This is a genomic window from Jutongia huaianensis (assembly GCF_014384985.1).
GTDB classification, from domain to species: Bacteria; Bacillota; Clostridia; order Lachnospirales; family Lachnospiraceae; genus Jutongia; species Jutongia huaianensis.
Genome location: NZ_JACRSX010000014.1, coordinates 40,529 through 64,716, shown reverse-complemented (window position 1 = coordinate 64,716; position 24,188 = coordinate 40,529). Strand labels below are relative to the sequence as shown.

At 44.7% G+C, this 24,188-nt stretch carries 21 protein-coding genes; 4 read left to right on the top strand and 17 right to left on the bottom strand.

Going from position 1 to position 24,188, the window contains the following annotated elements; all coding sequences use genetic code 11:
• Window positions 1-10 precede the first annotated feature (10 nt).
• The 9 genes from H8704_RS10250 to H8704_RS10210 all read right to left on the bottom strand — a co-directional run bounded on the left by H8704_RS10250 (window position 11) and on the right by H8704_RS10210 (window position 9,178).
• Complete coding sequence (locus H8704_RS10250; RefSeq protein WP_249298213.1) at window positions 11-439, bottom strand: flagellar protein FlaG; 429 nt, start codon at window positions 437-439, stop codon at window positions 11-13.
• Between the two features lie 103 nt (window positions 440-542).
• Window positions 543-779, bottom strand: coding sequence for a carbon storage regulator CsrA (gene csrA / locus H8704_RS10245; protein ID WP_022464697.1), 237 nt, complete (start codon window positions 777-779; stop codon window positions 543-545).
• A gap of 2 nt (window positions 780-781) precedes the next feature.
• Window positions 782-1,228 (bottom strand): flagellar assembly protein FliW, encoded by a 447-nt coding sequence (gene fliW / locus H8704_RS10240; RefSeq protein ID WP_022464696.1) that lies wholly within the window; start codon window positions 1,226-1,228, stop codon window positions 782-784.
• Between the two features lie 48 nt (window positions 1,229-1,276).
• Window positions 1,277-2,809: a flagellin N-terminal helical domain-containing protein gene (locus tag H8704_RS10235; protein WP_249298212.1), complete on the bottom strand. Its 1,533-nt coding sequence runs from the start codon at window positions 2,807-2,809 to the stop codon at window positions 1,277-1,279.
• Between the two features lie 23 nt (window positions 2,810-2,832).
• Window positions 2,833-4,779, bottom strand: coding sequence for a flagellar hook-associated protein FlgK (gene flgK, locus H8704_RS10230; protein WP_249298211.1), 1,947 nt, complete (start codon window positions 4,777-4,779; stop codon window positions 2,833-2,835).
• Window positions 4,780-4,789: 10 nt separating this feature from the next.
• A complete protein-coding gene (gene flgK, locus H8704_RS10225) occupies window positions 4,790-6,706 on the bottom strand; it encodes a flagellar hook-associated protein FlgK (protein WP_022464693.1) in 1,917 nt (638 codons plus the stop codon).
• A gap of 239 nt (window positions 6,707-6,945) precedes the next feature.
• Window positions 6,946-7,461, bottom strand: a complete 516-nt coding sequence (locus tag H8704_RS10220) for a flagellar protein FlgN (protein WP_022464692.1) — start codon at window positions 7,459-7,461, stop codon at window positions 6,946-6,948.
• Between the two features lie 20 nt (window positions 7,462-7,481).
• Window positions 7,482-7,760: a flagellar biosynthesis anti-sigma factor FlgM gene (gene flgM / locus H8704_RS10215; protein ID WP_249298210.1), complete on the bottom strand. Its 279-nt coding sequence runs from the start codon at window positions 7,758-7,760 to the stop codon at window positions 7,482-7,484.
• A 161-nt stretch (window positions 7,761-7,921) separates the two neighbouring features.
• On the bottom strand, window positions 7,922-9,178 hold the full coding sequence (locus H8704_RS10210) for a diaminopimelate decarboxylase (RefSeq protein ID WP_118678777.1): 1,257 nt from the start codon (window positions 9,176-9,178) through the stop codon (window positions 7,922-7,924).
• Window positions 9,179-9,414: 236 nt separating this feature from the next.
• On the opposite strand from H8704_RS10210, the gene H8704_RS10205 reads away from it, so the two are divergent.
• Window positions 9,415-11,430 carry a DNA gyrase/topoisomerase IV subunit B gene (locus tag H8704_RS10205; RefSeq protein ID WP_249298209.1) on the top strand — a complete coding sequence of 672 codons (2,016 nt, stop codon included), beginning with the start codon at window positions 9,415-9,417 and terminating at the stop codon, window positions 11,428-11,430.
• A gap of 47 nt (window positions 11,431-11,477) precedes the next feature.
• Complete coding sequence (locus H8704_RS10200) at window positions 11,478-13,736, top strand: DNA gyrase/topoisomerase IV subunit A (RefSeq protein ID WP_249298208.1); 2,259 nt, start codon at window positions 11,478-11,480, stop codon at window positions 13,734-13,736.
• A 128-nt stretch (window positions 13,737-13,864) separates the two neighbouring features.
• On the opposite strand, the gene H8704_RS10195 is transcribed toward H8704_RS10200, so the two are convergent.
• The 5 genes from H8704_RS10195 to H8704_RS10175 form a co-directional block, all read right to left on the bottom strand.
• Window positions 13,865-14,743, bottom strand: a complete 879-nt coding sequence (locus H8704_RS10195; protein WP_249298207.1) for a LysR family transcriptional regulator — start codon at window positions 14,741-14,743, stop codon at window positions 13,865-13,867.
• 11 nt (window positions 14,744-14,754) lie between these two features.
• Window positions 14,755-15,696, bottom strand: a complete 942-nt coding sequence (locus H8704_RS10190; protein ID WP_118678771.1) for a thiamine pyrophosphate-dependent enzyme — start codon at window positions 15,694-15,696, stop codon at window positions 14,755-14,757.
• A 29-nt stretch (window positions 15,697-15,725) separates the two neighbouring features.
• Window positions 15,726-16,904 carry a pyruvate ferredoxin oxidoreductase gene (gene porA, locus H8704_RS10185; protein WP_118689588.1) on the bottom strand — a complete coding sequence of 393 codons (1,179 nt, stop codon included), beginning with the start codon at window positions 16,902-16,904 and terminating at the stop codon, window positions 15,726-15,728.
• Window positions 16,894-17,208 (bottom strand): 4Fe-4S binding protein, encoded by a 315-nt coding sequence (locus H8704_RS10180; RefSeq protein ID WP_118678783.1) that lies wholly within the window; start codon window positions 17,206-17,208, stop codon window positions 16,894-16,896. The genes porA and H8704_RS10180 overlap by 11 nt, the downstream gene beginning before the upstream one ends.
• 68 nt (window positions 17,209-17,276) lie before the next feature.
• Window positions 17,277-17,882: a 2-oxoacid:acceptor oxidoreductase family protein gene (locus H8704_RS10175; protein ID WP_249298206.1), complete on the bottom strand. Its 606-nt coding sequence runs from the start codon at window positions 17,880-17,882 to the stop codon at window positions 17,277-17,279.
• 289 nt (window positions 17,883-18,171) lie between these two features.
• On the opposite strand from H8704_RS10175, the gene H8704_RS10170 reads away from it, so the two are divergent.
• Window positions 18,172-18,609, top strand: coding sequence for a GatB/YqeY domain-containing protein (locus H8704_RS10170; protein ID WP_249298205.1), 438 nt, complete (start codon window positions 18,172-18,174; stop codon window positions 18,607-18,609).
• Window positions 18,610-18,629: 20 nt separating this feature from the next.
• Window positions 18,630-19,892: a glycoside hydrolase family 27 protein gene (locus H8704_RS10165; protein WP_249298204.1), complete on the top strand. Its 1,263-nt coding sequence runs from the start codon at window positions 18,630-18,632 to the stop codon at window positions 19,890-19,892.
• A gap of 77 nt (window positions 19,893-19,969) precedes the next feature.
• Here H8704_RS10165 and H8704_RS10160 read toward each other — a convergent pair whose 3' ends face one another.
• The 3 genes from H8704_RS10160 to H8704_RS10150 all read right to left on the bottom strand — a co-directional run bounded on the left by H8704_RS10160 (window position 19,970) and on the right by H8704_RS10150 (window position 24,157).
• The gene (locus H8704_RS10160; protein ID WP_022464680.1) at window positions 19,970-20,458 is read right to left on the bottom strand and encodes a deoxycytidylate deaminase; all 489 of its coding nucleotides are present in this window, start codon (window positions 20,456-20,458) and stop codon (window positions 19,970-19,972) included.
• Window positions 20,451-22,355 carry an alpha-amylase family glycosyl hydrolase gene (locus H8704_RS10155; protein ID WP_249298203.1) on the bottom strand — a complete coding sequence of 635 codons (1,905 nt, stop codon included), beginning with the start codon at window positions 22,353-22,355 and terminating at the stop codon, window positions 20,451-20,453. The genes H8704_RS10160 and H8704_RS10155 overlap by 8 nt, the downstream gene beginning before the upstream one ends.
• A gap of 86 nt (window positions 22,356-22,441) precedes the next feature.
• Window positions 22,442-24,157, bottom strand: a complete 1,716-nt coding sequence (locus H8704_RS10150; protein ID WP_118678767.1) for a bifunctional diguanylate cyclase/phosphodiesterase — start codon at window positions 24,155-24,157, stop codon at window positions 22,442-22,444.
• Between the last annotated feature and the right edge of the window lie 31 nt (window positions 24,158-24,188).

Sequence of the window (24,188 nt, the reverse complement as noted above, 5' to 3'; positions counted from 1 at the left end):
CTTTCTATAATTACCGTTTCTCATCCACAATGATCCCAGCCAGCTCCCATATCTTCTGCAGTGCTTCCAGAGACTTCTCCGGTGGCACCTCACGGATCAGTTTATCTGTATCCTTATCATATACCTTAATGGATACGCGTCTGGTGGGTTCATCATAAGAATACTCACAACGTGTTTTGCTGAGCTTCTGATTTGCCTCGGACATCATCGCATCGATGGTCTTTTTCGTCGGGTCCTTCGCTCCCGGATTCTGCCCATCGGCTCCGTTATTCTGATTTTGGTCGGCCATGCTGCCACTGTCGCCGTTCTGCACCTTTGTAACGATTGGTGCTGAGATCGGCGAATAACTGCTGTTCTTCCCTGTTGTATCTACCTGTTTCGCTGTGTCAAAGTCTCCCTCCGTGTTAGACGTGACACCTGCTATTGCTTCAATTTTCATCCTTAACACCTCCGTGTGCTTCTGAATCTCCTTGTTATTGTTTTCTTCTAAGTGTTATATCGGCAAAACGGAGGGAAAATATTATATCTCCTCTCCGAAAACTTTACTTCTTACCCTTTCCACCAAATGCATTTTTCAATGCCTCCACATCGATCTCCTGTCCGGCAGCCTGTTTATTCTCCTCCTGGATCTGCAGATATATCTCCTTGCGGTAAATCGGAACAGATTTTGGTGCACTGATGCCGATCTTTACCTGATCTCCCTTAATCTCCAGCAGGGTGATCTCAATGTCATTGCCCAGCATAATGGACTCGTTGACTTTTCTCGCTAATGCCAGCATATTTACACCTCCTTATCCGTTTTCATGATGAAGTGTTTGATCTCATAATCCTGATTATCTGCCACAAGCTGCACTCCCTTCCGGGTGCCTGCATTGATGATCAGCGGTGCTTTCAGATTCACCGAAGTTTTCTCTACTTCCTTCGGGATCGTAGCCAGCACAAGAACCACCAGATCATCCTCGCCAAACTCACCCAGGCTTCGCAGCAGCTCATCCTCAACTACAGGATCATAGTCCTCCCGCACCTTCTGCGGATTTACCACTGGAAATGCCAGACTCTGCTCTGTGGTACACTGCAGCCAGGAGAAAAACGGCTCTTCCTCTCCTTCGGAATCATACAGGATCGTATAATCTTTATATTCCTCAAAACCAAACAGACCGTTTTCAAAATGAACGATCTTGCTGTCGTCCAGGTCAATCTCCCCAAAGTATCTTGTCTTAATCTTCATAGCTTTCCCTCATTTCTAAGCAAAATAATTGCAAATACCTTTATCACATTAAATATAATCCAGCAATGTATTGCCCAGTATCTTGGATGTCGCCGTTAATGCATACTGATACAGGTTATCAGCCTGTGTCATATTGATATAGGCATCGGAAATATTTACATCTTCGTTATTAGACAACTGTTCCTCCACGTCCACCTTCTGATCTGACAGCTTATCGTAAGTCAGTTTGACGCGGGAATATCTCGTACCAAGATCTGCCACTGCTACATTTAACTTTTCCTGTGCCTTATCCACCATACTAAGTCCTTTACCAAAGGCCTCTGTCATAACCGTCACACGAAGAGACTTTTCTGTTTCCAGAGATTCTTTATATGCCTCCAGATTCTTCTTTTCTGCCGGATCCTTGCAGTTTGCGATCATTTTATCTGCATCGGAGATACGCTTTTCCACATCATCCACATCGTTGATGACATTTGCAAGATAATCAATTGTACGATAAATATCTGTGTCAATGGCATCCATCCCCTGTGTATTGACGGTCATATTCTGACTGAAGTTTACCTCATACTTGATGGTCTGTTCTGCCGGATCAGAATAGGTAATCTCCTTCTTGGATACCTGATTGTAGCTCTGACACTCAAAGTACATCTCCGGACGGATATCGCTCTTATCAAACTCAGACTTACAATAGTTCACCTGAAACTCTGCCTGATTTTCCTGAAGCTCTCCATAGACATTCTTACCCACGAGCACTTCACCGGTATCATAGAGATAAATTACCTCATCGTCCCCTACATCATAAGCATCCGCATCACTGGAAGCTCTTGTGATGGTATTGTAGGTTTTGGTTACATTCTGTCCGGCTGCATCCTTATAGGAGCTGGTAAGCGTAACATAATTTTCCTGTGTATCGTTACCACCTTTAACGGAGCCATAGGATGCTTTAGAGCAGTTCTTGTATGCTAACGGAATCTTATAGAAGGACTGCTTCTGAATCTTCGTCATCTGATCCGCATAATCCTGCGCACTATTACCGTCCTGATAGGTAACATTTCCTGTTACCACATTTACCGTACCGATATCTGTATATTTAAAATTTTCCTTAATGTCATAAGTGAGATTTTTGGTAGCTTCACTGAACAGCAGAGAAGTATCTGTCCGATAACCGGTAAAAACATATCTGCCGGAATAATCAGAGTTTGCCTCATCCTCAAAAATAGAAGATACATACTGCTTTAATACAGACAAGACAGAATTTCTCTCATCCTGTGCCAGATAATCATTAGCTCCCTGGTTCAGATACCCCTTCATATCCACCAGCACAGAGTTGATATTTTTTAATGCAGACTCCGTGGTGTCCATCCATGACATGGCATCCTTGACGTTCTTTTCCACATACTGTGTAATCTGTGATACCGTGCTGCGATATTTCAGCGCGCGTACTGCCACAGTGGGATCATCGGAAGGTCTCTGAATCTTCTTCTCTGATGTAAACTGCTCCTCATATTTGAGCAGACTGCTTTTTGCATTACCAATATGTGACTGCGCACTATTGGATATCATCGAATTGGTTACTCTCATGATTTCACACTCTCTTTCTGGTCTTATACACCGGTGCCGTTGATCAGTTTGTCTAAGACTTCATTCATGATCGATATCACCTGATACTGGTATTTGAGTAAGTTCTGATATTCGATCATGTTCTTTCCTTCTTCATCCTCATCCACACCGGACTTAGAAAGCCGGCGGTTCTCAACAGCATCCAGAATATTCTTGGAATTGGCAGCACAATCATCGATCTTAGCTCCATCCACACCCACAGTAGCTGTCATAACTGCCAGGAAATTGGACGGGATTCCCTGTTTAAACATACTGTTGTCCTCACGTAAGGCAGACATCTTGGTAAGATTCCCACGGGAAGCTACACCGGCATTGGCCTCTGTAGAAAACGCCAGCTTTTTGCCATCATTTAATATCTCATCTGACACCTGGACACTTAATGCTGTCATATTGTAATAAGATAAGGATTTGCCTTTCTCTGCCTTGGAAGAGAAAGTATAAACCACATCGGCGCCACTCAGCCCCTTCTGTGCCACACCGTTAAGATAATAGCATCCATCCGTCTTATTATATAAAAACTCTGTCATATCAAACTGTCCGCCATTTGCCAGCGGTGCCGCAACGAAGAGATCGCAGCCCTTCTCCTGATAGAGATCATAACCGGCATTCTGAACCTGATTGAAGTTTGCGGAAAATGTACGGACAAACTCATTTAACTGAGACATATAATATGGAATTCCGCGGAAATCCACACTGTCCCCTACAGTAGAGGTTGTCTCTCCCTTTGCCATTGCTACATCGAGATGCTTCTGCTCTCCATTCTTGATGGAATCCTTTAAAGTAAACGTATATTCATAGCTTCCATCGGCACATACTGACACCTCGAAGGAATCATACCGAAACTCGTAATTATAGATGCGAAGCTTTCCATCACTCTCCGGAATATTTAACTTGGACAGATCCCATGCATTTGCGCTGCAGGTGGAATCTCCCTGAGACGCCTTCAGCTTGATGGTTCCTGCCGTTCCATTTCCTCCTGCATCATATCCGGTCAGTGTCGCTGCAAAATTCTCTGCATTATTACCATCCCGCAGTTCAAGCAATGCCTGAAGCTCGCCTCCCAGAATACCGCTGCGGATATTAAAGTCCTGGCCATTGCTCCATTTAATATTGTAAAGTCCCTCATTGTCAGTCTGATTTGCTTTTGTGGTACTCGCCTCGATCTTTAACTGATTGGTCATATAGGTATCCACCAGAACACCGTCTCCGATAAATACCAGGAACTCCTCTACGCCATTGCCATCCTTTGGAGAATCCGTAACCACTTCCACATCCACCAATGCGGAAAGCTCATCCACCGCCTTTGCTCTCTGGTCGCGAAGATCATTTGCTGTGCCGCCGTTGACCTCCAGCGTATTGATCTGCTTGTTCAACGCTGCAATCTGCTTAGCATAGGTATTAATCTTGTCAATATTACTTTTAATCTGTGTATTGATCTCCTTCTGTGCTGTCTGGAGATTGTTGGCCGTCTCCCGCACAAAGCTCATCAAGGTATCTGCCGCTCCGGATACCTGACGGCGCATGGTCGTATCTGAAGCGTCCGTCGTCTGTTGCGAAATTGTCTTAAAGAACTCATCCAATGCATTGGTAATGCCACCGGACTCAGAGTCCTTAGAGTAAAGATAATTCTGTATATTTTCCAGATAATGATTTAATGTATCATATTTGCTGTAAACAGAATTGCTTTTGCGATACTTATAATCATAATAAACATCTCTGCTGCTCACAATATCTGTTGCAGTAACACCGGTTCCCAGCATGCCGTAAGAGGTTCCGAGGCTTAATGGATTCTTTGCCTGCTGCTCCACTGTCTGTCTGGTATATCCCTTGGTGTTACGGTTTGAAATATTGTGTGCCGTGGTATTTAACCCGGCATTATATGTATTCATGCCTGATGTAGCAATATTCAGTCCAAAAAATGTAGATGGCATATGCTTCCTCCTATCCCAGTCTCTCAATCAGATACTGCAGCATACTATCAATGGTATTGATATATCTGGATGCTGCGTTATATGCATGTTGATACAGCATCATATTGACCAGTTCTTCATCGGATGATACTCCGTTGACCTGCTGCCGTTTATCCTCGATGCTTTCCACCTGTGACTTCTGGTAATCCACCATACTGTTCCAGCCGTTTCCACGAACACCAAGACCTCCGATCATATTGGTATAATAATCATCGAAATCATATGCTGCCAGCGAATTCGGATCAAGCACTCCCAGTTCCTTATCCCAGGAATTCAAAAGATCCTGAAACAAATTGCCGCCAAAGGCATATGCTCCTTCCAGTCCCTGCTCCGGATTGGCCTTCACTTCCAACAGAGAATAATCTGCGATCAGGTCCTTATTGATCACCAGACTGTTTAAGGTGTACATCCAGTCAATATCATTCTCATTTTCCTCGTTATATAAGTAAAGAGTGTATGTCTCATTGCCATCGGCATCGACGGTTTTCTGTGCCAGACCGATCTGATTGCCTTCGGCATCTGTGGTATAGATCTGGCTGTCCAGAGTGATCTTCTGATAACGGTCCACCTGACCTCTGGAAAATACCTCGGTACCAATGGTTGCATTGTCATCGGTACCTACCGGACAGTTTCGTACATCCAGGATCTTATAGGTGCCACCGGTAAGCTTTGTCAGATCAAAGGCATCTCCCTTTTCTGTCGTTCCGGTGGTTGCACCATCCAGATCCACCTTATCTCCGGACACCTCCAGATTCGGAGCAAACGCATCATTGATCTGCTTCACCACATTATGAACCAGCTGGTCAAACTGTGCCTGAATCTGGGTAATGATCGAATTACCTGTCGTATTATTGTAACGCTTTACCTGCGCATTATAATCATTCATAGCCACCTTGTAGGCGGTTTCATCAAATACACCGGCATCATCAATGTAATCATCCTTCACCGGCTGCTTCGGCATATCGGAATAATCAGCGATCTTCAACCCTCTCGCTGTCAAAACGCCCCGCAAAGAACCCACATCCGTCTTCTTCTCGTTGGAATATGCCTCCGAAGTATCGAAAGCATCACCATAACCGTTATCGAGCCACCGGACCTTGTAAAACCCTGTCCCCGGCATAGTCTCGCATCCCAAATGGTAATTTAATCCGCCATCCACAAAAAGGGCCTGCTCAATATACACCTGCATACCACCCTTTTCGTCCTCCTGGAAGGTGAAATTCACATAAGTGCTTAATTCATCCAGAAGCTGATTTCTTGCATCCCGGTAATCATTGGCATTCTCCACACCGGCTGCCTCAATCTTGACGATCTGCTGATTGTAAAATGCGATCTTCTCACCTATTTCATTGATCTTATCTACCTGATCACTGATTTCCGTATTCAGACTGACCTGATAAGTATTGATCTGATTATATACATTTTGGGAGGTCTCCAGAAAGGATTCTGCCGTAGAGATAAAAAGCTGTCTTTTGGTAATATCCTCCGGGTTATTTGCCATCTCCTGCATGACATTCCACAACGCCTGCAGATTGTCACGAAACTCCATGCCTTCTGTCTCGCCAAAGATATCCTCTATCTCCCCTGCAGTCTCAGACAATTTCTCATAAAATGCCTGGCGTCCCGTCTCCAGACGAAACTCCTTGTCCAGAAACATATCTCTGATCTGCCGTACTGCAGACACTTTCGTACCCATACCTGTCTGGATCAGCGAACCGTCTATCGCTACCTTTACATTCTGATAATAGGAATCCACCTGAATATTCTGCTGTCTGGTATATCCCTTCGTCTTTACATTTGCAAGGTTGTGGGAGGTGGTATTTAATCCGGACTGTGCTGCATGAAGTCCTGATACACCGGAATTAAAACTTGTAAATAAGCTTCCCATACTAACTACCTATGCCTTTCTATATATGTCATCTGTCCCTTTCCCTATAAATTGAAAAAGGGTAAAACCAGCGTTTTACCCTCCAAGAATTGCTTTGCAATTCTCGTTGGTGTCCTGCTGCGTTACGTGCTTTTTCTATAAATTGAAAAAGCGAATGCCCTCAGGGGTGCCGAACGATCGGCAAAATCAGCCGATAGACTGACCCAAGCCAGCCACACGACTGGCTCAAAATAATCAAATCACTGTTTTGCATCAAAAGCTCCCGGTCCCATATCAACGCCGTAGCTGCTGGATGCATTGCGATTGTAATTATTGCTCCCCGGTGACATCCGTGTACTTTGAATAAAATTCATATTGAATTCAATCATTTCTAGGGAATTTTCAATCAATTCTTTATTTTTTTGATTTACATTGACAAGTCTGTCCATCACAAGCTTCAACGAATCATGAAGCTCACTGAGCTGTTTTTTCTCCGCCGGCTGTCTCGCCATAAGTCTCGCCAATGTGGTAAGATCAAGCTCCTTCGGATCACGATTTAAAACGATTCCGATATTTTCAATGATCTTTTCTCTTTTCTTATCTGCCGCATACGCAGCATCCAAAAGCTGCTGCTCCTCATCGGTAACCTTCTGAAGTTCCTGAAGGTCCTCCCGGATCAGCACAACGGTCTTCCTCTCAGAGATAGGAATCAGCTTCTCATAAATCTCCTTCTCCCTGCTAAGGACCGTGATCAACTCCTCCATCAAACTGGCCAATGGACTACCTCATTTCCTTATCAGATACTTGAATCAAAAAACTTGCTCACAACAGAATCCGCAATCTCCTGTGCAGATACATTATAACTGCCGGATGCAATCTGCTCCTTCAGTGCTGCAACCTTTTCCTCGCGGATATCCGGTGCTGCTGCAAGTGCTTTCTTCGCCGCCTGATAATCCTGACCCTTGCTGGATACGGTATACTGCTCTTTTACAGTGGCTTCACTTTTCTTTGTGATCTTCTTTGGCTTGCTTGCCTGATATAACTGACTGATCTGATTGTATGCATCGATTCTCATAATAATCACCACCTAAATATTCTGCATTTTCATTTTCTCTATATATGTATCGGAAATATCTGTAAAAAATTTAACACCTTCTTTTACAAAAAGGTGTTAAATTTCAATTTTACGCTATTTTATTGATATAATGACTGCTTTTATCTTATGATTTTCCATCGTTATTTCAGGATATCACAGAAATCAAATGTGGCAAAATAATCTGCCGGAGTCTCTGCACGACGGATCATCTTCACGCTGCCGTCCTCCTGCAAAAGAAGCTCTGAGGAACGAAGACGTCCATTGTAATTGTATCCCATAGAAAAACCGTGGGCACCCGCATCATGAATAAACAGGTAATCTCCCATATCAATCTTCGGAAGCATACGGTCAATGGCAAATTTATCATTATTTTCACAGAGAGAGCCCGTCACATCATACTTGTGATCACAAGGCGCATCCTCCTTACCAAGCACGGTAATATGATGATAAGCACCGTACATTGCCGGACGCATCAGATTTGCCGCACAGGCATCCACACCAATGTATTCTTTATAAATATGCTTCTCGTGAATTGCCTTTGTCACCAGACCGCCATACGGAGCCAGCATAAAACGTCCAAGCTCTGTAAAGATTGCAACATCACCCATACCTGCCGGAACCATGATCTCCTCAAATTTCTGACGAACACCGTCACCGATGATCTCGATATTGTTTGGCTCCTTATCCGGTGTATATGGAATGCCAACTCCGCCGGAAAGATTAATAAATGCAATCTCCACACCTGTCTTTTCTTTTAACTCCACGGCAAGTTCAAACAGAATACCTGCCAGAGTCGGATAATACTCATTAGACACAGTGTTGCTGGCAAGGAAAGAATGGATGCCAAAACGCTTTGCACCGAGTTCTTTCAATCTCTTGAACGCCTCGATCATCTGCTCCTTGGTCATACCATACTTGGCATCTCCCGGATTATCCATGATATCCGTACCAAGCTGGAATACTCCTCCCGGATTGTAACGACAGCAGATTGTCTCCGGAATACCTGCGCAGTCCTTCAGAAAATCAATGTGGGTAATATCATCCAGATTGATAAATGCTCCCAGCTCTTTTGCCTTTACATACTCCTCTGCCGGTGTCACATTGGAAGAAAACATTATGTCACTGCCCGAGAAGCCACACTTCTCAGACATCATCAGCTCTGTCAGGGATGAACAGTCAACACCACAGCCCTCTTCCTGAAGGATCTTCAGAATAAATGGATTGGGCGTTGCCTTTACCGCAAAATACTCCCGATATCCTTTATTCCAGGAAAATGCAGCCTTCAGACGTCTTGCATTCTCTCTGATGCCCTTCTCATCATAGATGTGGAAAGGGGTCGGATATGTCTTTGTGATCTCCTCGACCTGTTCCTTGGTTACAAATGGTATCTTTTTCATCCGTAAAACTTCCTTCCTTAATTGATATTGTTTTCAAAGTTTATTTACTCCGGCTTTCCCCTGAAACAACAGAATCTGTCGATAATATTCTCAGGCGAAAAGCTTGAGTGACTCATCTTTGATAGGATACCAAAAACGAAGGATAGTTTCAAGGGTGGTTATTTGCATTTCTTTATTATTTATGGTATGGTGGATGACGAATATATGTTTGTACGAAATCAGAAAGGGAGAGCAGTATGAGTGAATATACCGGAAAAGAAATTGTAGTATTGGAAGGACTGGAAGCAGTCCGGAAGCGTCCCGGCATGTATATTGGTTCCACAGGTTCCCGTGGACTTCATCATTTAATATGGGAGATTCTGGACAATGCCATTGATGAGCAGCTCGCCGGCTTTTGCAGCGAAATCCATATCACCCTCCAGAAAGACGGTGGCGTCTGCATTGAGGATAACGGCCGTGGTGTGCCGGTGGATATCCATCCGACTCAGAAGATACCGACGGTTCGTGTTGTCTATACCGTTCTCCACGCAGGTGGTAAGTTCAACAGTACTGTTTATAAAGTATCCGGCGGTCTCCACGGCGTTGGCTCCTCTGTAGTCAACGCCCTCTCCTCTCACATGATCGTCGAGGTGCGGCGTAACGGACAGGTTTACCGGGACGAATATGAAAATGGCGGGCATCCGGTAACGAAGCTGGAAAACGGCCAGCTCCCGGTGATCGGAAAATGTACAAAATCCAATACCGGTACCAAAGTAACCTTCTATCCGGATGCCGAAATTTTTGAAACCATCACCTTCAAGCCGGAGGTTATCAAAAAGAAATTAAAGGAAATTGCCTTCCTCAATAAAAATCTCAAGCTGATCTACAAAAACGAAAACGAAAATGAAACCATTACATATCAGGAAGAGTTTGGTATTCAGAGTTTTGTCAGCTACATTAACCGGGAAGCAGTCACACTTCATCCGACACCGATCTATATTGAAGGCACCAGTGGCGATATCGAGGTTGAGGTTGCATTTCAGTATACCAACAGCTTTTCCGAGCAGATCAATCCATACTGCAACCGCATCAATGTCGTGGACGGCGGTACACTTGTAACAGGCTTTAAAACCGCACTGACCCGCGTTATGAACCAGTACGCCAGAGAGCTTGGCATCCTGAAGGACAAGGATGAAAATTTTGACGGTAAGGATATCCGAAACGGTCTGGTTGCCATTATCTCCATCAAACACCCGGACCCACAGTTTGAAGGCCAGACCAAGACAAAGCTTGGCAATACCGATGCCAAAACAGCGGTAGACGATGTGTTTAGTACGGAAGTCCAGCGTTACTTCGATAAAAATGTAGAGATCCTGCGGGCCATTCTGGAAAATTCCATGAAATCCTACAACGCCCGTAAAGCAAGCGATAAAGCAAGAACGGCTGTATTGAAGCAGCTCAATGATGTGGACACCAAAAGCAAACTTGCCTCCTGCACCTCCCGCAAGCCGGAGGAATGCGAGGTATATATCGTCGAGGGTGATTCCGCCGGCGGTACCGTAAAGACAGCCCGCAACCGAAAGACACAGGCCGTGCTTCCTCTTCGTGGAAAGATATTGAACGTAGAAAAGGCAACTCTGGAAAAGATTCTGTTAAATAACGAGATCAAATCTATGATCGCAGCTTTCGGCTGTGGAATCGGGGATGATTTTGATATCAGCAAACTCCGCTATGATAAGATCATTATATTGACCGATGCCGACGTAGACGGCGCCCATATCAGTACTCTCCTGCTGACGTTTTTCTACCGGTTTATGCCGGAGCTGATCTACGCCGGCAAGATCTACCGCGGTCTGCCTCCTCTTTATAAGGTAGATTATGAAACCGTGAGCCAGGCAGCCAAGCAGCGGGAGGAGGATATCGCTTTGGGGCTTATCTCTCCGGACGAGGAACCGGAAGAACCCGTTTCCAAAAAGAAAAAGGGCAAAAAGAAATTATCCCGCTATGTATTTAATGATTTTGAGCTGGAAAAATTCCGTAAGAATAAATCCTACAAGATTACAGGCATCCAGCGCTACAAAGGACTTGGTGAAATGGACGCCGAGCAGCTCTGGGAAACCACTCTGGATCCGGAAAGCCGTATTCTGGCACAGATCTCCATCAGTGATACCGTAGATGCCGACGAAGTCACGACCACGCTGATGAGCAGCAATGTTCCTCCGAGACGTGAGTTTATTATGTCAGAGGCAAAGTATGCCAATCTTGATATTTAAACAAAGCAAAATAAAGTTTCTATCCATTTGAAAATGAGGTTATGATTATGAAAACAACGGATTCATCCATTATACAATTAGATTTTTCTGAGGAAATGCGTAATTCCTACCGCGACTACGCCGTGAGCGTTATCATTGCCCGTGCCCTGCCGGATATCCGGGACGGCTTGAAGCCGGTGCAGAGACGTATCCTCTACGCCATGAAGGAGCTGGGACTGGCTCCGGACAAGCCACATCGTAAGAGTGCACGTATCGTCGGTGACACCATGGGTAAATACCATCCACACGGTGACAGCTCGATTTACGATGCCCTGGTACATATGACAGAGGATTATTCCCTGTCAATCCCACTGGTAGACGGTCACGGAAACTTTGGTTCCATCGATGGTGACAGTGCTGCAGCCATGCGATACACAGAGGCACGTCTTTCCTCCGGTGCCATGACGATGTTAGATAATCTGGACAAAGGACTTGTTCCTTTTGGACCAAACTTCGATGAAAGCGAAAAGGAGCCGCTGGTACTGCCGGCAACCCTCCCAAATCTTTTATTAAACGGCACCACAGGTATTGCTGTTGGTATGGCAACCAATATTCCGCCGCACAATCCTTCCGAAGTGATTGACGGTGTGATCGCCTATATGGATGATCCCGATATCTCAACTTATGAATTGATGCAGTATATTAAGGGACCGGATTTTCCAACCGGCGCTATGATCACAAATGCAGATGATATCCGCACCATTTATGAAACCGGCGAGGGAAAATTAAAGCTCCGTGCAAAAACCGTCATTGAGGACAGTGATTATGGCCGCAAAAACATTGTAATTACAGAAATTCCTTATACGGTAGCAGGCAACAAACAAAAGCTCCTAGAGTCTCTCCTTACCCTTACCAAGGATAAAGTATTTGATGAGATCTATGATGTGCGGGATGAGTCCTCCAAGGAGGGCATCCGTCTGGTGGTGGAGGTCAAAAAGGACCGTAATGTGGAAAACCTTCTCAACGGACTTTACAAAAAGACAGCTCTGGAGGATACCTACGGTGTCAATTTCCTTGCAGTCAAAGATAAACAGCCGTTTACATTCACATTAAAGGGCGTGATCGACGAATTCGTTCACTTTCAGGAGGAACTGTACACAAAGGAATATGAACATCTCCTTGCCAAGGCCAAGGATCGTCAGGAAATTGTTACCGGTCTGATCGTTGCCACAGATGTGATCGATCTGATCATCGAGATTCTCCGTGGAAGTAATTCCGTTAAACAGGCAAAACTGTGTCTGACTCTTGGCATTACCGACGGCATCAGCTTCCGCAATCCGGACTCCGAATACGAAGCTCAGACCCTGACCTTCACGGAACGCCAGGCAGACGCGATCCTTGCTATGCCACTGAGCCGTCTCGTTGGTCTGGAACTGATGAAGCTGCACCAGGAAAACGAAACACTCCTTGCCAATATCGCCGAATACGAAGACATTCTCGGCAGTATCACAAAGCTTCATAAAGTGATCAAGAAACGCTTAACCACATATAAAAAGCAGTTTGGCAGACCAAGACGTACAGAGCTTTGCAATCTTACAGTGACCAATTATGTTGAGGAGGTCAAGGAAGAAGATATCTATGTACTGATCGACCGCTTTGGATATGCAAAATCTATGGACAGTGCCGCTTACGGCCGTCTGGCACCGGAAACGCTGCAGGAGATTCCGCATACAGTTATGATGAAGAATACGGACAAGCTCTGTGTCTTCACGGATCAGGGTAATATGTACCAGATCAAGGCAAAAGATATTCCGAAGGGAAAAGCCCGCGACAAGGGAATGTTAATTCACAATCTCTGCAAAATGAACAATGAGGAGAACGGTCTTTTGATGATCTCCTTCGAAGAACTTTTCAACTCACAGCTCCTCTTTATCACCAAAAAGGGCTATGTAAAACAGGTATCCGGCATCGAATTTGAAACAAGCCGTTATATGGTCAGTGCTTCCAAGCTGGATGCAGACGATCTGTTAGTTGCCGTTGAGCAGGTGATGCCGGAGGATGCAATCTTTGGCGACCGCAAGGTAATTATGATCACGAAAAAGGGAATGTCACTGGGCTTCCCACTTGCAGAAGTAAATGAGTTCAAAAAGACAAGCCGTGGCCTCAAGGGTATTACCCTTGCCGACAATGATGAGGTGCTGCATGGTGCATTGGTTCAACCGGACACTGACATCAAAGTATTTGACGGCAAAAAATATAATGTAAAAAGGATCAAACTGCGCAAACGAAATGATAAACCAATGAAATCGCAGATCCTCGTAAAATAATGAATGATAGGTTTGAAAAAGCAAAACGGCAGGTGTCCGAAAATATGGACACCTGCCATTTTATATTAAGGAAAATTTTTCCTGGCAAAGCTATTATTTTATTATATATCTGACTTTTGTGTTTTGCATTAAAAGTCTTCTTTGTAATTTTCTAATATGTGATTGTACATGGAACGTACTGCCGGCGCCAAAAACTCCGGATGAAGGGTTGCCAGACCGATCACGCGCTCCGCATAAGGCTGTACCGGATAGCAGTCGACCTCATAGGGAATATCCCGCATAACCATCTGAGGCATCAGACAGATTCCAAACCCATTTGCCACCATAGCGACCGTCGACAGATCATCTACCACATGATAATTAGACTGGATATTGATGGAATTCTCCTTTAGAAAATTCTGGATATCCGCATCGGTAGACTCTCTCTGGGTCACAAACTGATGATTCCTGATCTCCCCGATATCCATATAATCTGTATCCTTCTCCTTTTTCATTCCTTTCGGAACAATGCATAGAAGAGGATCCCTCCACAACGGCTCAATCGGAATATCCTTCGCACTGGAGGTAGATAAAAAACCCAGATCCACCACACCGTTTTTCAACCAATAGGTCACATCATCATAAGTCCCTTGAAATACCTCAATCTCAATGTCCGGGTATTTCTTTTGAAAGGAACGCATAATGTCCGGCAGCCAGTTGGTACATACACTGGAAAAACAGCCAAGCTTCACCTTACCACGCTTTAATCCGTTAAACTCCGAAATCGCCTGCTGCAGACTTTCATCACTGTTTAATACGGCATTGACATAAGGCAGTAAATGCTCTCCGTAATTTGTCAATGTAACGCCATTTTTGCTGCGGTTCAGCACCGTGAATCCCAGTTCTCCTTCCATGGCAGAAACCGCATGACTGATTGCTGACGGCGTCAGCCCAAGGATATCTGCCGCCTTACGGAAGCTCCCTTGCTCGGCCACCGTCTTAAATACCTGATATGTCAGAAGTGTCATTGTTTACCTCTCTATCTCGCACATTTATATAACAGATCTTCCCAGCGTCTGTCTACTTCCTCCTGAAACTGTACGATCAGATCCTCGTTTCCTTTCTTAAACAGGTGCTTAAATCTTCCCTGCGGACGAAGAAAATCCTCAATCGGCAGCTTCTTTTTCGGCTCATAGGTCAGTTTCCACTTTCCATGATCCACCTCAAACATTGGCCAGTAGCATGTGTCGATCGCCAGCTTGCAGATCTTCATAATATCCGGCGTATCATATCTCCAGCCTCTCGGACATGGTGTCATAATATTTAAAAAGCAAGGTCCCTCGGTGTAGATTGCCTTATTTGCCTTACTGTGAAGATCCTTAAAATCAGATGTAAATGTGGTTTGTCCCACATATGCCACATCATGATCTGCAATAATACTTGCCAGATCCTTACGATTCTGCATTTTACCATCGGACTGCTTTCCTACCGGTGTTGTTGTGGTATCCGCATACATTGGTGTTGCAGACGAACGCTGGATACCGGTATTCATATAAGCACCATTGTCATAACAGACATAAACCATATCATGGCCACGCTCCATTGCTCCGGAAAGCGACTGGAAACCAATATCATAGGTACCTCCGTCTCCACCAAAGGTAATAAATTTAAAATTCTCATCCTCTGGAAGCTTTCCTCTCTTTTTAAGGGCATTATAAGCCGTCTCCACGCCGCTTAACGTAGCTCCTGCATTCTCGAAGGCATTATGAATATAGCTGTCCTCCCAAGCCGTATACGGATACATAAAGGAAGAAACCTCCAGGCATCCTGTCGCATTGCCGATCACGGCATGGTCATCCTCATGCAGGGCACGAAGCACAGCACGCACTGCAATGGTAGCACCACATCCGGCGCACATACGATGTCCCGGTGCCAGACGTTCCGGCTTATTCATTATATTTTTTAAACTGTAATCGCTCATATTTTCTCTCCTTAATCTGATGGCTCTTCTTACCGTAAACGGATGTACTGGAACTGCTCAACCTCTTTGCCATTCTCTACAGCATCCGCAAGCTCCTCAAAGACATGAACGGCATCGCTGACAGTAAAATCACGTCCTGCCAGACCATAAATATAATTGACTGCCTCGATCATTACCTTATGACGGAACAGACCGGCGGTCACTTCGCTTCCCAAAGGTCCACCATTGCCATTGTAGCTCTCACAACGATCCATGATTGCTACTGCTTTGCAGTTCTTTAACGCTTCCGCAATCTCTTTGGCAGGGAACGGACGGAACACGCGAAGCTTTAATACTCCCACCTTTTTGCCCTGCTCTCTCATCTCATCCACTGCCTGTTTTGCAGTTCCCGCAGCGGACCCCATCAGAAGCATAATATAATCGGCATCCTCTGTGCGGTATTCCTCAAAAAGACCAAAGCCTCTGCCGGAAAGCTTTTTAAACTTCTCTGCCACCTCCAGGATAACCTCCTTAGAGTTCTCCAAAGCAATCTCCTGGTTCTTTTTGGCTTCCATAGCATAGTTGGAAATGGAATATGGTCCCACTGCGATCGGTTTCCCCGGATTCAGAAGATACTCCTCCGGCTCATATTCTCCAACAAAATCTTTTACCAGCTCATCCTCCAGAAGCTCAATATTCTCTACCGCGTGACTGGTAATAAAGCCATCCTGACAAACCATGATCGGCAGATGCACTCTGGCATCCTCAGCGATCGGATATGCCTGAATAAAGTTATCATAGGCTTCCTGATTGTTCTCTGCATAGATTTGGATCCATCCCGTATCTCTGGCTCCCATACCATCCGAATGATCGCAGTTGATATTGATCGGTCCGGAAAGAGTACGGTTTACCAGTGTTAAAGCCAGCGGCATACGGTTTGATGCGGCAAGCAGAAGCTCCTCCCACATCAATGCCAATCCTGCGGAAGATGTAGCGGTCAGACTTCTCGCACCTGCTGCCTCTGCTCCTATCGCAGCACTCATGGAAGAATGTTCGCTCTCTACCGGGATAAACTCTGTATCCATCTCTCCGTTTGCAATATATGTAGATACCATCTGTGGAATCTCTGTCGATGGTGTGATCGGGAATGCCGGCATAACATCCGGGTTCACCTGACGAATCGCATAAGCAACCGCCTCATTTCCTGACATACGCTCTTTAATTGCCATTCGTATTTCCCTCCTTCATCTCGATCGCACCAAACGGGCATACTCTCTCGCAGATTCCGCAGCCCTTACAGTGATCATAATCAAATGCCCCACGCTTACTGTCCTTTACCGGAATACTTCCATCCGGGCAGACCGGTGCGCATAAAAGACATTGTTTACATAAATCCTCATGAAAAACCGGTGTATTTGTTCTCCACTCCCCTGTGTGAAACAGCCTGGATGTTCCACCGGCAAATACCATCAACCCTTCCGTGAGTTCGGTATGTGGAGATTTCTCATTAATCTTGGTAATATCTGTTCTCATTGTATTCTCCGTTTCCATTTCTATAGTTGATACATGCATCGCTATCTGCCTTTGAGCCCGGCATCATATTATGCAGACATCTGGTTATACTCCTCAATGGCTTCCTCCACCACATCATAAGCACGCTCCAAAGCCTTCATGTTGCCGTCGATAACCTCCGGCTTTTTGGCAAATTTATGCTCATAAGATGCTCTCATCTCGTGAATAAACTTGTCTCGCGGCATAATGTTGCTGACGGCAACGGCAGCAGCAAGCATTGGCGAGTTCGGGAAGTTCTTTCCCAATGTCTCCACCGAAATCTTTCTGGCATCTACAGTATAAACTCTGCCCTCATAATCTTCCAGCTCATCCATCACTTCTTCTTTGGACTTCGGCGTATTGATAATGATAGCACCGGTCTTTTTCAATCCTGCTGTAACGTCCACAGACGCCAGCAATGTCTCATCAACCACTACTACATAATCCGGATGATATATATTGGAATGAACTCGAATCGTATCCGAGCTGATCCGGTTATATGCTGTGATCGGGGCTCCCATTCGCTCCGGACCATATTCCGGAAATCCCTGTACATTCTGTCCTGTCTTGAATGCAACATCAGCTAACAGAAGTGCTGCTGTCTTTGCTCCCTGACCACCACGGCCATGCCATCTGATCTCAATTCCATTTTTCATGTTGATAACCAAACCTTTCCACATAAATAATAAACTTTATCACATTTGCCTCATTACTGAAAAAATGATGCAACATTAACTATTATATATGGATGTCGATAATTGTAAAGCGAAAATGTTTAATTTCATTCATTTCGTAAGTGAATTCGTTTCATTTATATATCATGATATCTTTTAAGAATCTACACATCCGTATCCAAATTATCAAATTTCATATACAAATTTTCTATCTACATAACGATTTTATGGTATACTCTTAAGTAGAGTCTTAATTAAGGAGGTTTTTATTATGCAGTTTGAAACATTACAAAAGGCGATGATCGCCGCTATGAAAGCAAGAGAAAAGGAACGTAAGGAAGCAATCTCTGTACTGGTATCCGCCACAAAGAAGCTGGCAATCGATGAGGGATGCCGTGAGGATATTCCGGAGGAACTGGTAGACCGCGCAATCTTAAAAGAGATTAAAAGCGTCAAGGAACAGATTGATACATGTCCCGCTGACCGTACCGATCTGAAGGATGAATATACTTTCACTCTTTCTGTTATGGAGGAATATGCACCAAAGCAGTTATCGGAGGAAGAGATCCGCAGCATTATCAATGAGAAATTTGCCGATGTGATCGCAACCAAAAATAAAGGACAGATCATGAAGGCTGTTATGGGTGAACTTAAAGGCAAGGCAGATGGCAAGATCATCAATCAGGTCGTATCAAGCCTTTGTCAATAGAAATATTAATGGAGGAATTTATGTATAAAACACAAACCGCACCGATGGGGTGGAACAGCTGGGACTGCTATGGTGCCGCTGTCACAGAGGATATTGTCCGCCAGAATGCAGCTTTTATGGCAGAGCATCTGAAACAATACGGCTGGGAATACATCACCGTAGATATTCAGTGGGCGGAACCGACAGCCGAAAATCATGAGTATCACCCATTTACAGAACTTTGTATGGATGAATACTCCCGTCTGATCCCGGCAGTCAACCGTTTTCCTTCCTCAGCAGATGGAAAAGGCTTTGCGCCGCTGGCAGAATATGTCCACTCTCTTGGGCTGAAATTTGGCATCCATATTATGAGAGGCATTCCCCGTCAGGCTGTCCATCAGAATACCCCGATCCTTGGAAGCACACAAACAGCCCGCCAGATTGCCAAAACCGACAGTATCTGTCACTGGAACACCGATATGTATGGTGTAAATCCTGAGGCAGAGGGAGCCAAAGCATACTATGACAGTCTTTTTACACTTTATGCTTCCTGGGGCGTTGATTTTATCAAATGTGATGATATCGCCAGAGAGCTTCCTCATGAGGAAACCGAGCTGATCCTTCTGTCCCGGTCCCTGCAGGACTGTGGGCGGGATATGATCCTGAGTCTTTCTCCGGGTCCGGCCCTGTTAGAAAAAGCAGAGCTTTACAAACAGACATCCAATATGTGGCGTATCACTGATGATTTCTGGGACTCCTGGCCACAGCTTTATGAGATGTTTGACCGTGCCAGAGAATGGTGTATCCATGCCGGTAACGGATGCTGGCCGGATGCAGACATGTTGCCGATCGGACCGATCAAGCAGGATTATGATCCTTCCCTCAGTACCGAATTCACACAGGACGAGCAGATTACCATGATGTCTCTGTGGAGTATTTTCCGTTCTCCTCTGATCATCGGTGGGGAAATGACGAAATTTGACGATTTCACGATGGGATTGATCACAAATGAAGATATTCTGAAAATGCACCGCAATGCCCGCCATTCCCATCCGGTATGGCAGAAGGACATAGATGGCACCGAGCATATCCTTTGGACAGCTGTCAGCAGCGAGGGCGGCCAGTATGCCGTTATTTTTAACACCGGCGAACAGGACAGCTCCGTCCGTATCCCATTGCAGGATCTGGAAATCTACCATCCGGTACACTCCACCGAACTTTGGAGCGGACAGACATCAGAAATTGCAGAAACCATCAATGTATCCCTGAAAAAACATGGGGCTGCTGTATTTTATTTAAACTAAAATAAAAATTACTACAGATCAAAAATCGCATCTTTGATACATGAAACAAAGATGCGATTTTTGGCTTACGATTTTTTCTAATATCCCCGGACTCCCTCCAGAGAATCATCATGATCGATCCACTCCTGCACCAGAATCTCCCGGTAATCCTCCTCTGTATCGCGGATCACAACTTTTTCGATGCCTGCATTGATGATCATCTTTTTACACATGGAACAGCTGTTGGAATTCTTCACATACTGCCCTGTTGCCACTTCCCTGCCGGACAGGTAAAGGGTACTTCCGATCATCTTTTCCCGTTCTGCACTGATAATGGCATTAGCCTCAGCATGAACACTACGACAGAGCTCATACCTCTCTCCCCGCGGTATTTCCATTTCCTGCCGGATGCATCGCCCCAGATCACTGCAGTTTTTCCGTCCTCTCGGGGCTCCTACATATCCGGTAGAGATCACCTCATCATTTTTCACGATAACAGCACCATAATGTCTCCGCAGGCAGGTTCCCCGCTTTGACACCACATCTGCAAGATCCAGATAATAATTTACTTTATCTCTTCTAGCCACGGTCGTTCTCCTTTACCAACTCAATAATATTACCATCGGGATCAGCCACACAGGATGTATACTCACCCCATTCATTATTTCCCGGAGCTGTCACCTGCTGCGCCCCACATCCGAGACATTTCTGGAGCATAGTATCCACATCATTCACCGTAATCCGAAGATGAAAATGATTGGTAACACCTCCACCGTATCCATATCCACGGCATGTCAGCCGTTCATAATCCCTGCGCCCTGCCATAGTCAAAATGATGCCGTCCTTTTCAAAATATGCTCTGCTGCCCTGCATCTCCAGATTAAATTCCAGCGCATTCCGGTAAAATTCAATCATTCTGCCCATATCCTCGGTCATTAAAACAATACCTGATATCCGCGGCTTTATACTGTCCGATTTTACGGACTCACTCGAAACCGTCTGCTCCGCAGCTTCCGGCTTCTCTGCTTCTTCCGCAGTCTGTGAAAGCTCTTGTTCTGAAATTCCGGCAGCCTGCATATCCGGAGTATCCGGCTCAGCTTCCATGGTCTGCTCCTTCCAGGCTGTATCCTCAGGCTCCTCCACCTTCTTCTGTCCAATATATAGTACAGTTCCAGTATTTGCAGGAAGTGTTACACTTATTCTTCCATTTTCATAACGGACATTTTCACTGCATCCCAGCAGATCCGTTACATTGCCATCTGCCGGTACACCAAACTCCAGGTCCGCCGGCGCATCATCACAGTTTAACGCTGTCACTATGCAATTTCCGTCCAAAACTCTGCCATAAGCAAACTGGCGATTTGTCAGATGAAGTTCTTTATATTCTCCATAGGTAAGCTCCGGATATTCCTTTTTCAGGGCACCAAGTCTGGCACAAAGTGCCGTCACCGGATTCGTCTTTTCTGCGTCCGCAAAATCGGACAGATCCAGATATGGACGAAGATTCCAGTCAGAGCCCTGTTCCTTATTCCCTTCAATTCCAAACTCCGATCCATAATAAACCGATGGAATGCCATATAAGGTATATACAAGCAGAGTAACAAGCTTTAAGTGCTCCTTCTGATTCAGTTTGGTATAAATCCTTTCCACATCATGATTGTCCGCAAAGGTGTACAGACGTCTTCCCCTGCAGATATCATTTAAGCGGCGGATCGTATGGGCGATTTCAAAATAATTGTGGTCATTGTGCCCGGAATAAAGTCCCTTATGAAGCTCATAATTGGTTACACAATGAAGTGTCTCATCGTTGACCCATCTGCTGTAATCTCCATGGATCACCTCACCCATAAGCCAGAAATCCTCTTTCATCCGGGAGGTCTCATAGCGCATCCGTTTCATAAAATCAAAATCAAGTACATCTGCTGCATCCAGACGGATTCCATCAATATCAAAGGTATCGATCCAGAAACGGATCACATCAAAAAGATACTGCATCACCTCCGGATTTCTTTGATTTAATTTTACTAACAGATTATATCCTCCCCAGTTTTCATAGGAAAATCCATCATTATATTCATTGTTGGCACCAAAATTCACGTTGCAGAACCAGTCACGGTATGGCGAGCCTTCTCTGTTTTTCTGCAAATCCTCAAATGCAAAAAAACGACGTCCCACATGATTAAATACTCCGTCTACAACTACCTTCACACCCATCCCGTGACAGTAATCCACAAAATCACGGAAATCTTCATTGGTTCCAAGACGGATATCTACTTTTTTATAATCTGTTGTCTCATAACCATGTCCCACAGACTCAAATAACGGTCCAATATAAATCGCCGTAAATCCCATATCACAGGCATGCTTTGCCCACTGCTTCAACTGATCAAAATGCGCCTCTGCTATTCCTGTATTTTCCTTACTGCATCCACATAATCCCAACGGATATATGTGATAAAATACTGCACTATCATACCAAGCCATATTTTTCCTCTTTCTGCGCTTTACGCTTTTATTCTGTATCTGGTCTTTTATCTGTTCCAGGCTGATCTGCCAATTTGACACAATACTCAAAACTCCACCTGTTGATTCAGACATTTTTCCTCAAACTCTGCTGCCGGTACCGGTTTTGAAAAATAATATCCCTGAATATAATCCGGCTTCAGATCCAGCACACAGCGAAAAACCTCCTCGTCCTCTACACCCTCATAACAAACCGTCAGATTTAAGGAATGTGCCAGTTCTGTAAACTGCTTTACCACCAGATAATCATACTTGCTATTGATAATATTCCGGATAAAGGACTGATCAATCTTCACCAGATCAAAGGTCATATCCTTGACATACCGCAAATTGGAATACCCTGTACCGAAATCATCAATTGCCAGCGGAATAGACTCGTCCTTAAAGGAACGAAGCACTTTGGCCGCCACGCTGCTCTCAATCTCCCCGCTCTCTGTCACCTCGATCATCAAAACATTTTTATCTACATTCAGTGTATGGATCAGAAACAGAATATCCTGCAGTGCATTGCTCTTCTTAATCTGCACAAAGGACAGATTCACATTCATCCGGAATCCCGGCACCACCTTCTGCCACTTTACACACTGCTCTATGGCTGTTTTGGTGATCCATCTTCCCAGCGGAATGATCAAACCGGTTTCCTCCAGCATCGGAATAAACTGTCCCGGAGACATAAAGCCAAATTTGGAGCTGTGCCAGCGGATCAATGCCTCTGCCCCAAGAATCTTCTTTTGGCCAATATTTACTACCGGCTGGTAGTATAACTCAAAACCATGAAAATCATTCTCAATGTCTTTCCGAAGCTCCTCCTGCACATCCAGGGTATGTACATATTCTTCATATACCGCATGAGAATACCTGATACAGTTATTTTTCCCACCGATCTTTGCCTGATGCAGGGCAAAGCCAGCACTTTCTATGATCTTTCCAATATCCTGCTCCCCTTTATGAAAATAAACACATCCCGCAGATACCGTATAGTACGTTACATGACCGCTTTGCGAAATCAAATGATCGATTTTTCCCCGAATCTGTCTATATAACTCCTTTGCCGGATCTTCCTTCTTTTCATTGAAGTTTCCTTTAACAAGAAGCATCATCTCATCTCCGCCCATCCGGAACACTCTTCCCTTATCCTGCACGATACTCCGAAGACATTCTGCCAGATTTAATAAGATTTCATTTCCAAACTCATTGCCGTACTTTTCATTGATCTCTTTAAAATTGTCAATGCCAAGCTGCAGTAAATATCCTTCAAAGCAATCCTCATCCAGAAGTCTCCGCATATATTTCTGAAGGATCTGCTCTCTGTATAATCCGGTCACTCCATCAATCTTGCTCTTTTTCCCAATGTCAGAAATTCTTCCGACCAAAAATGCAGGCTTTCCGTCAGAATCCTCCACAACCTGTCCGCGGCATGAAATCCAGACCGGCTTCCCATCCCGTCCAACCCATCGGTATTCCATATCATGCTCTTTGGACTGTCCGGTAATGATCTGATTCAGATTTGCCACCAGCAATGGATAATCCTGGGGATATACTATACTTTTCAGTGCTGTAAATGCATCTGAAAGTTCCGTTTTTTCAAAAGGAAATACATCTGCCGCACTATCAGAAATTACATATTTATCATTTTTGATATCAAGAACAAACAGATAATCATCGGTACATTTTCCAAGTACAGAAAAGACCGTGCCATACATATGCATATCATCGCTGAGTATGTTTTCTCCCATATATTTACCATCCTTTCCATCTTTCATGCTATTTATCTGTTACTTTAACAAGTTTCTC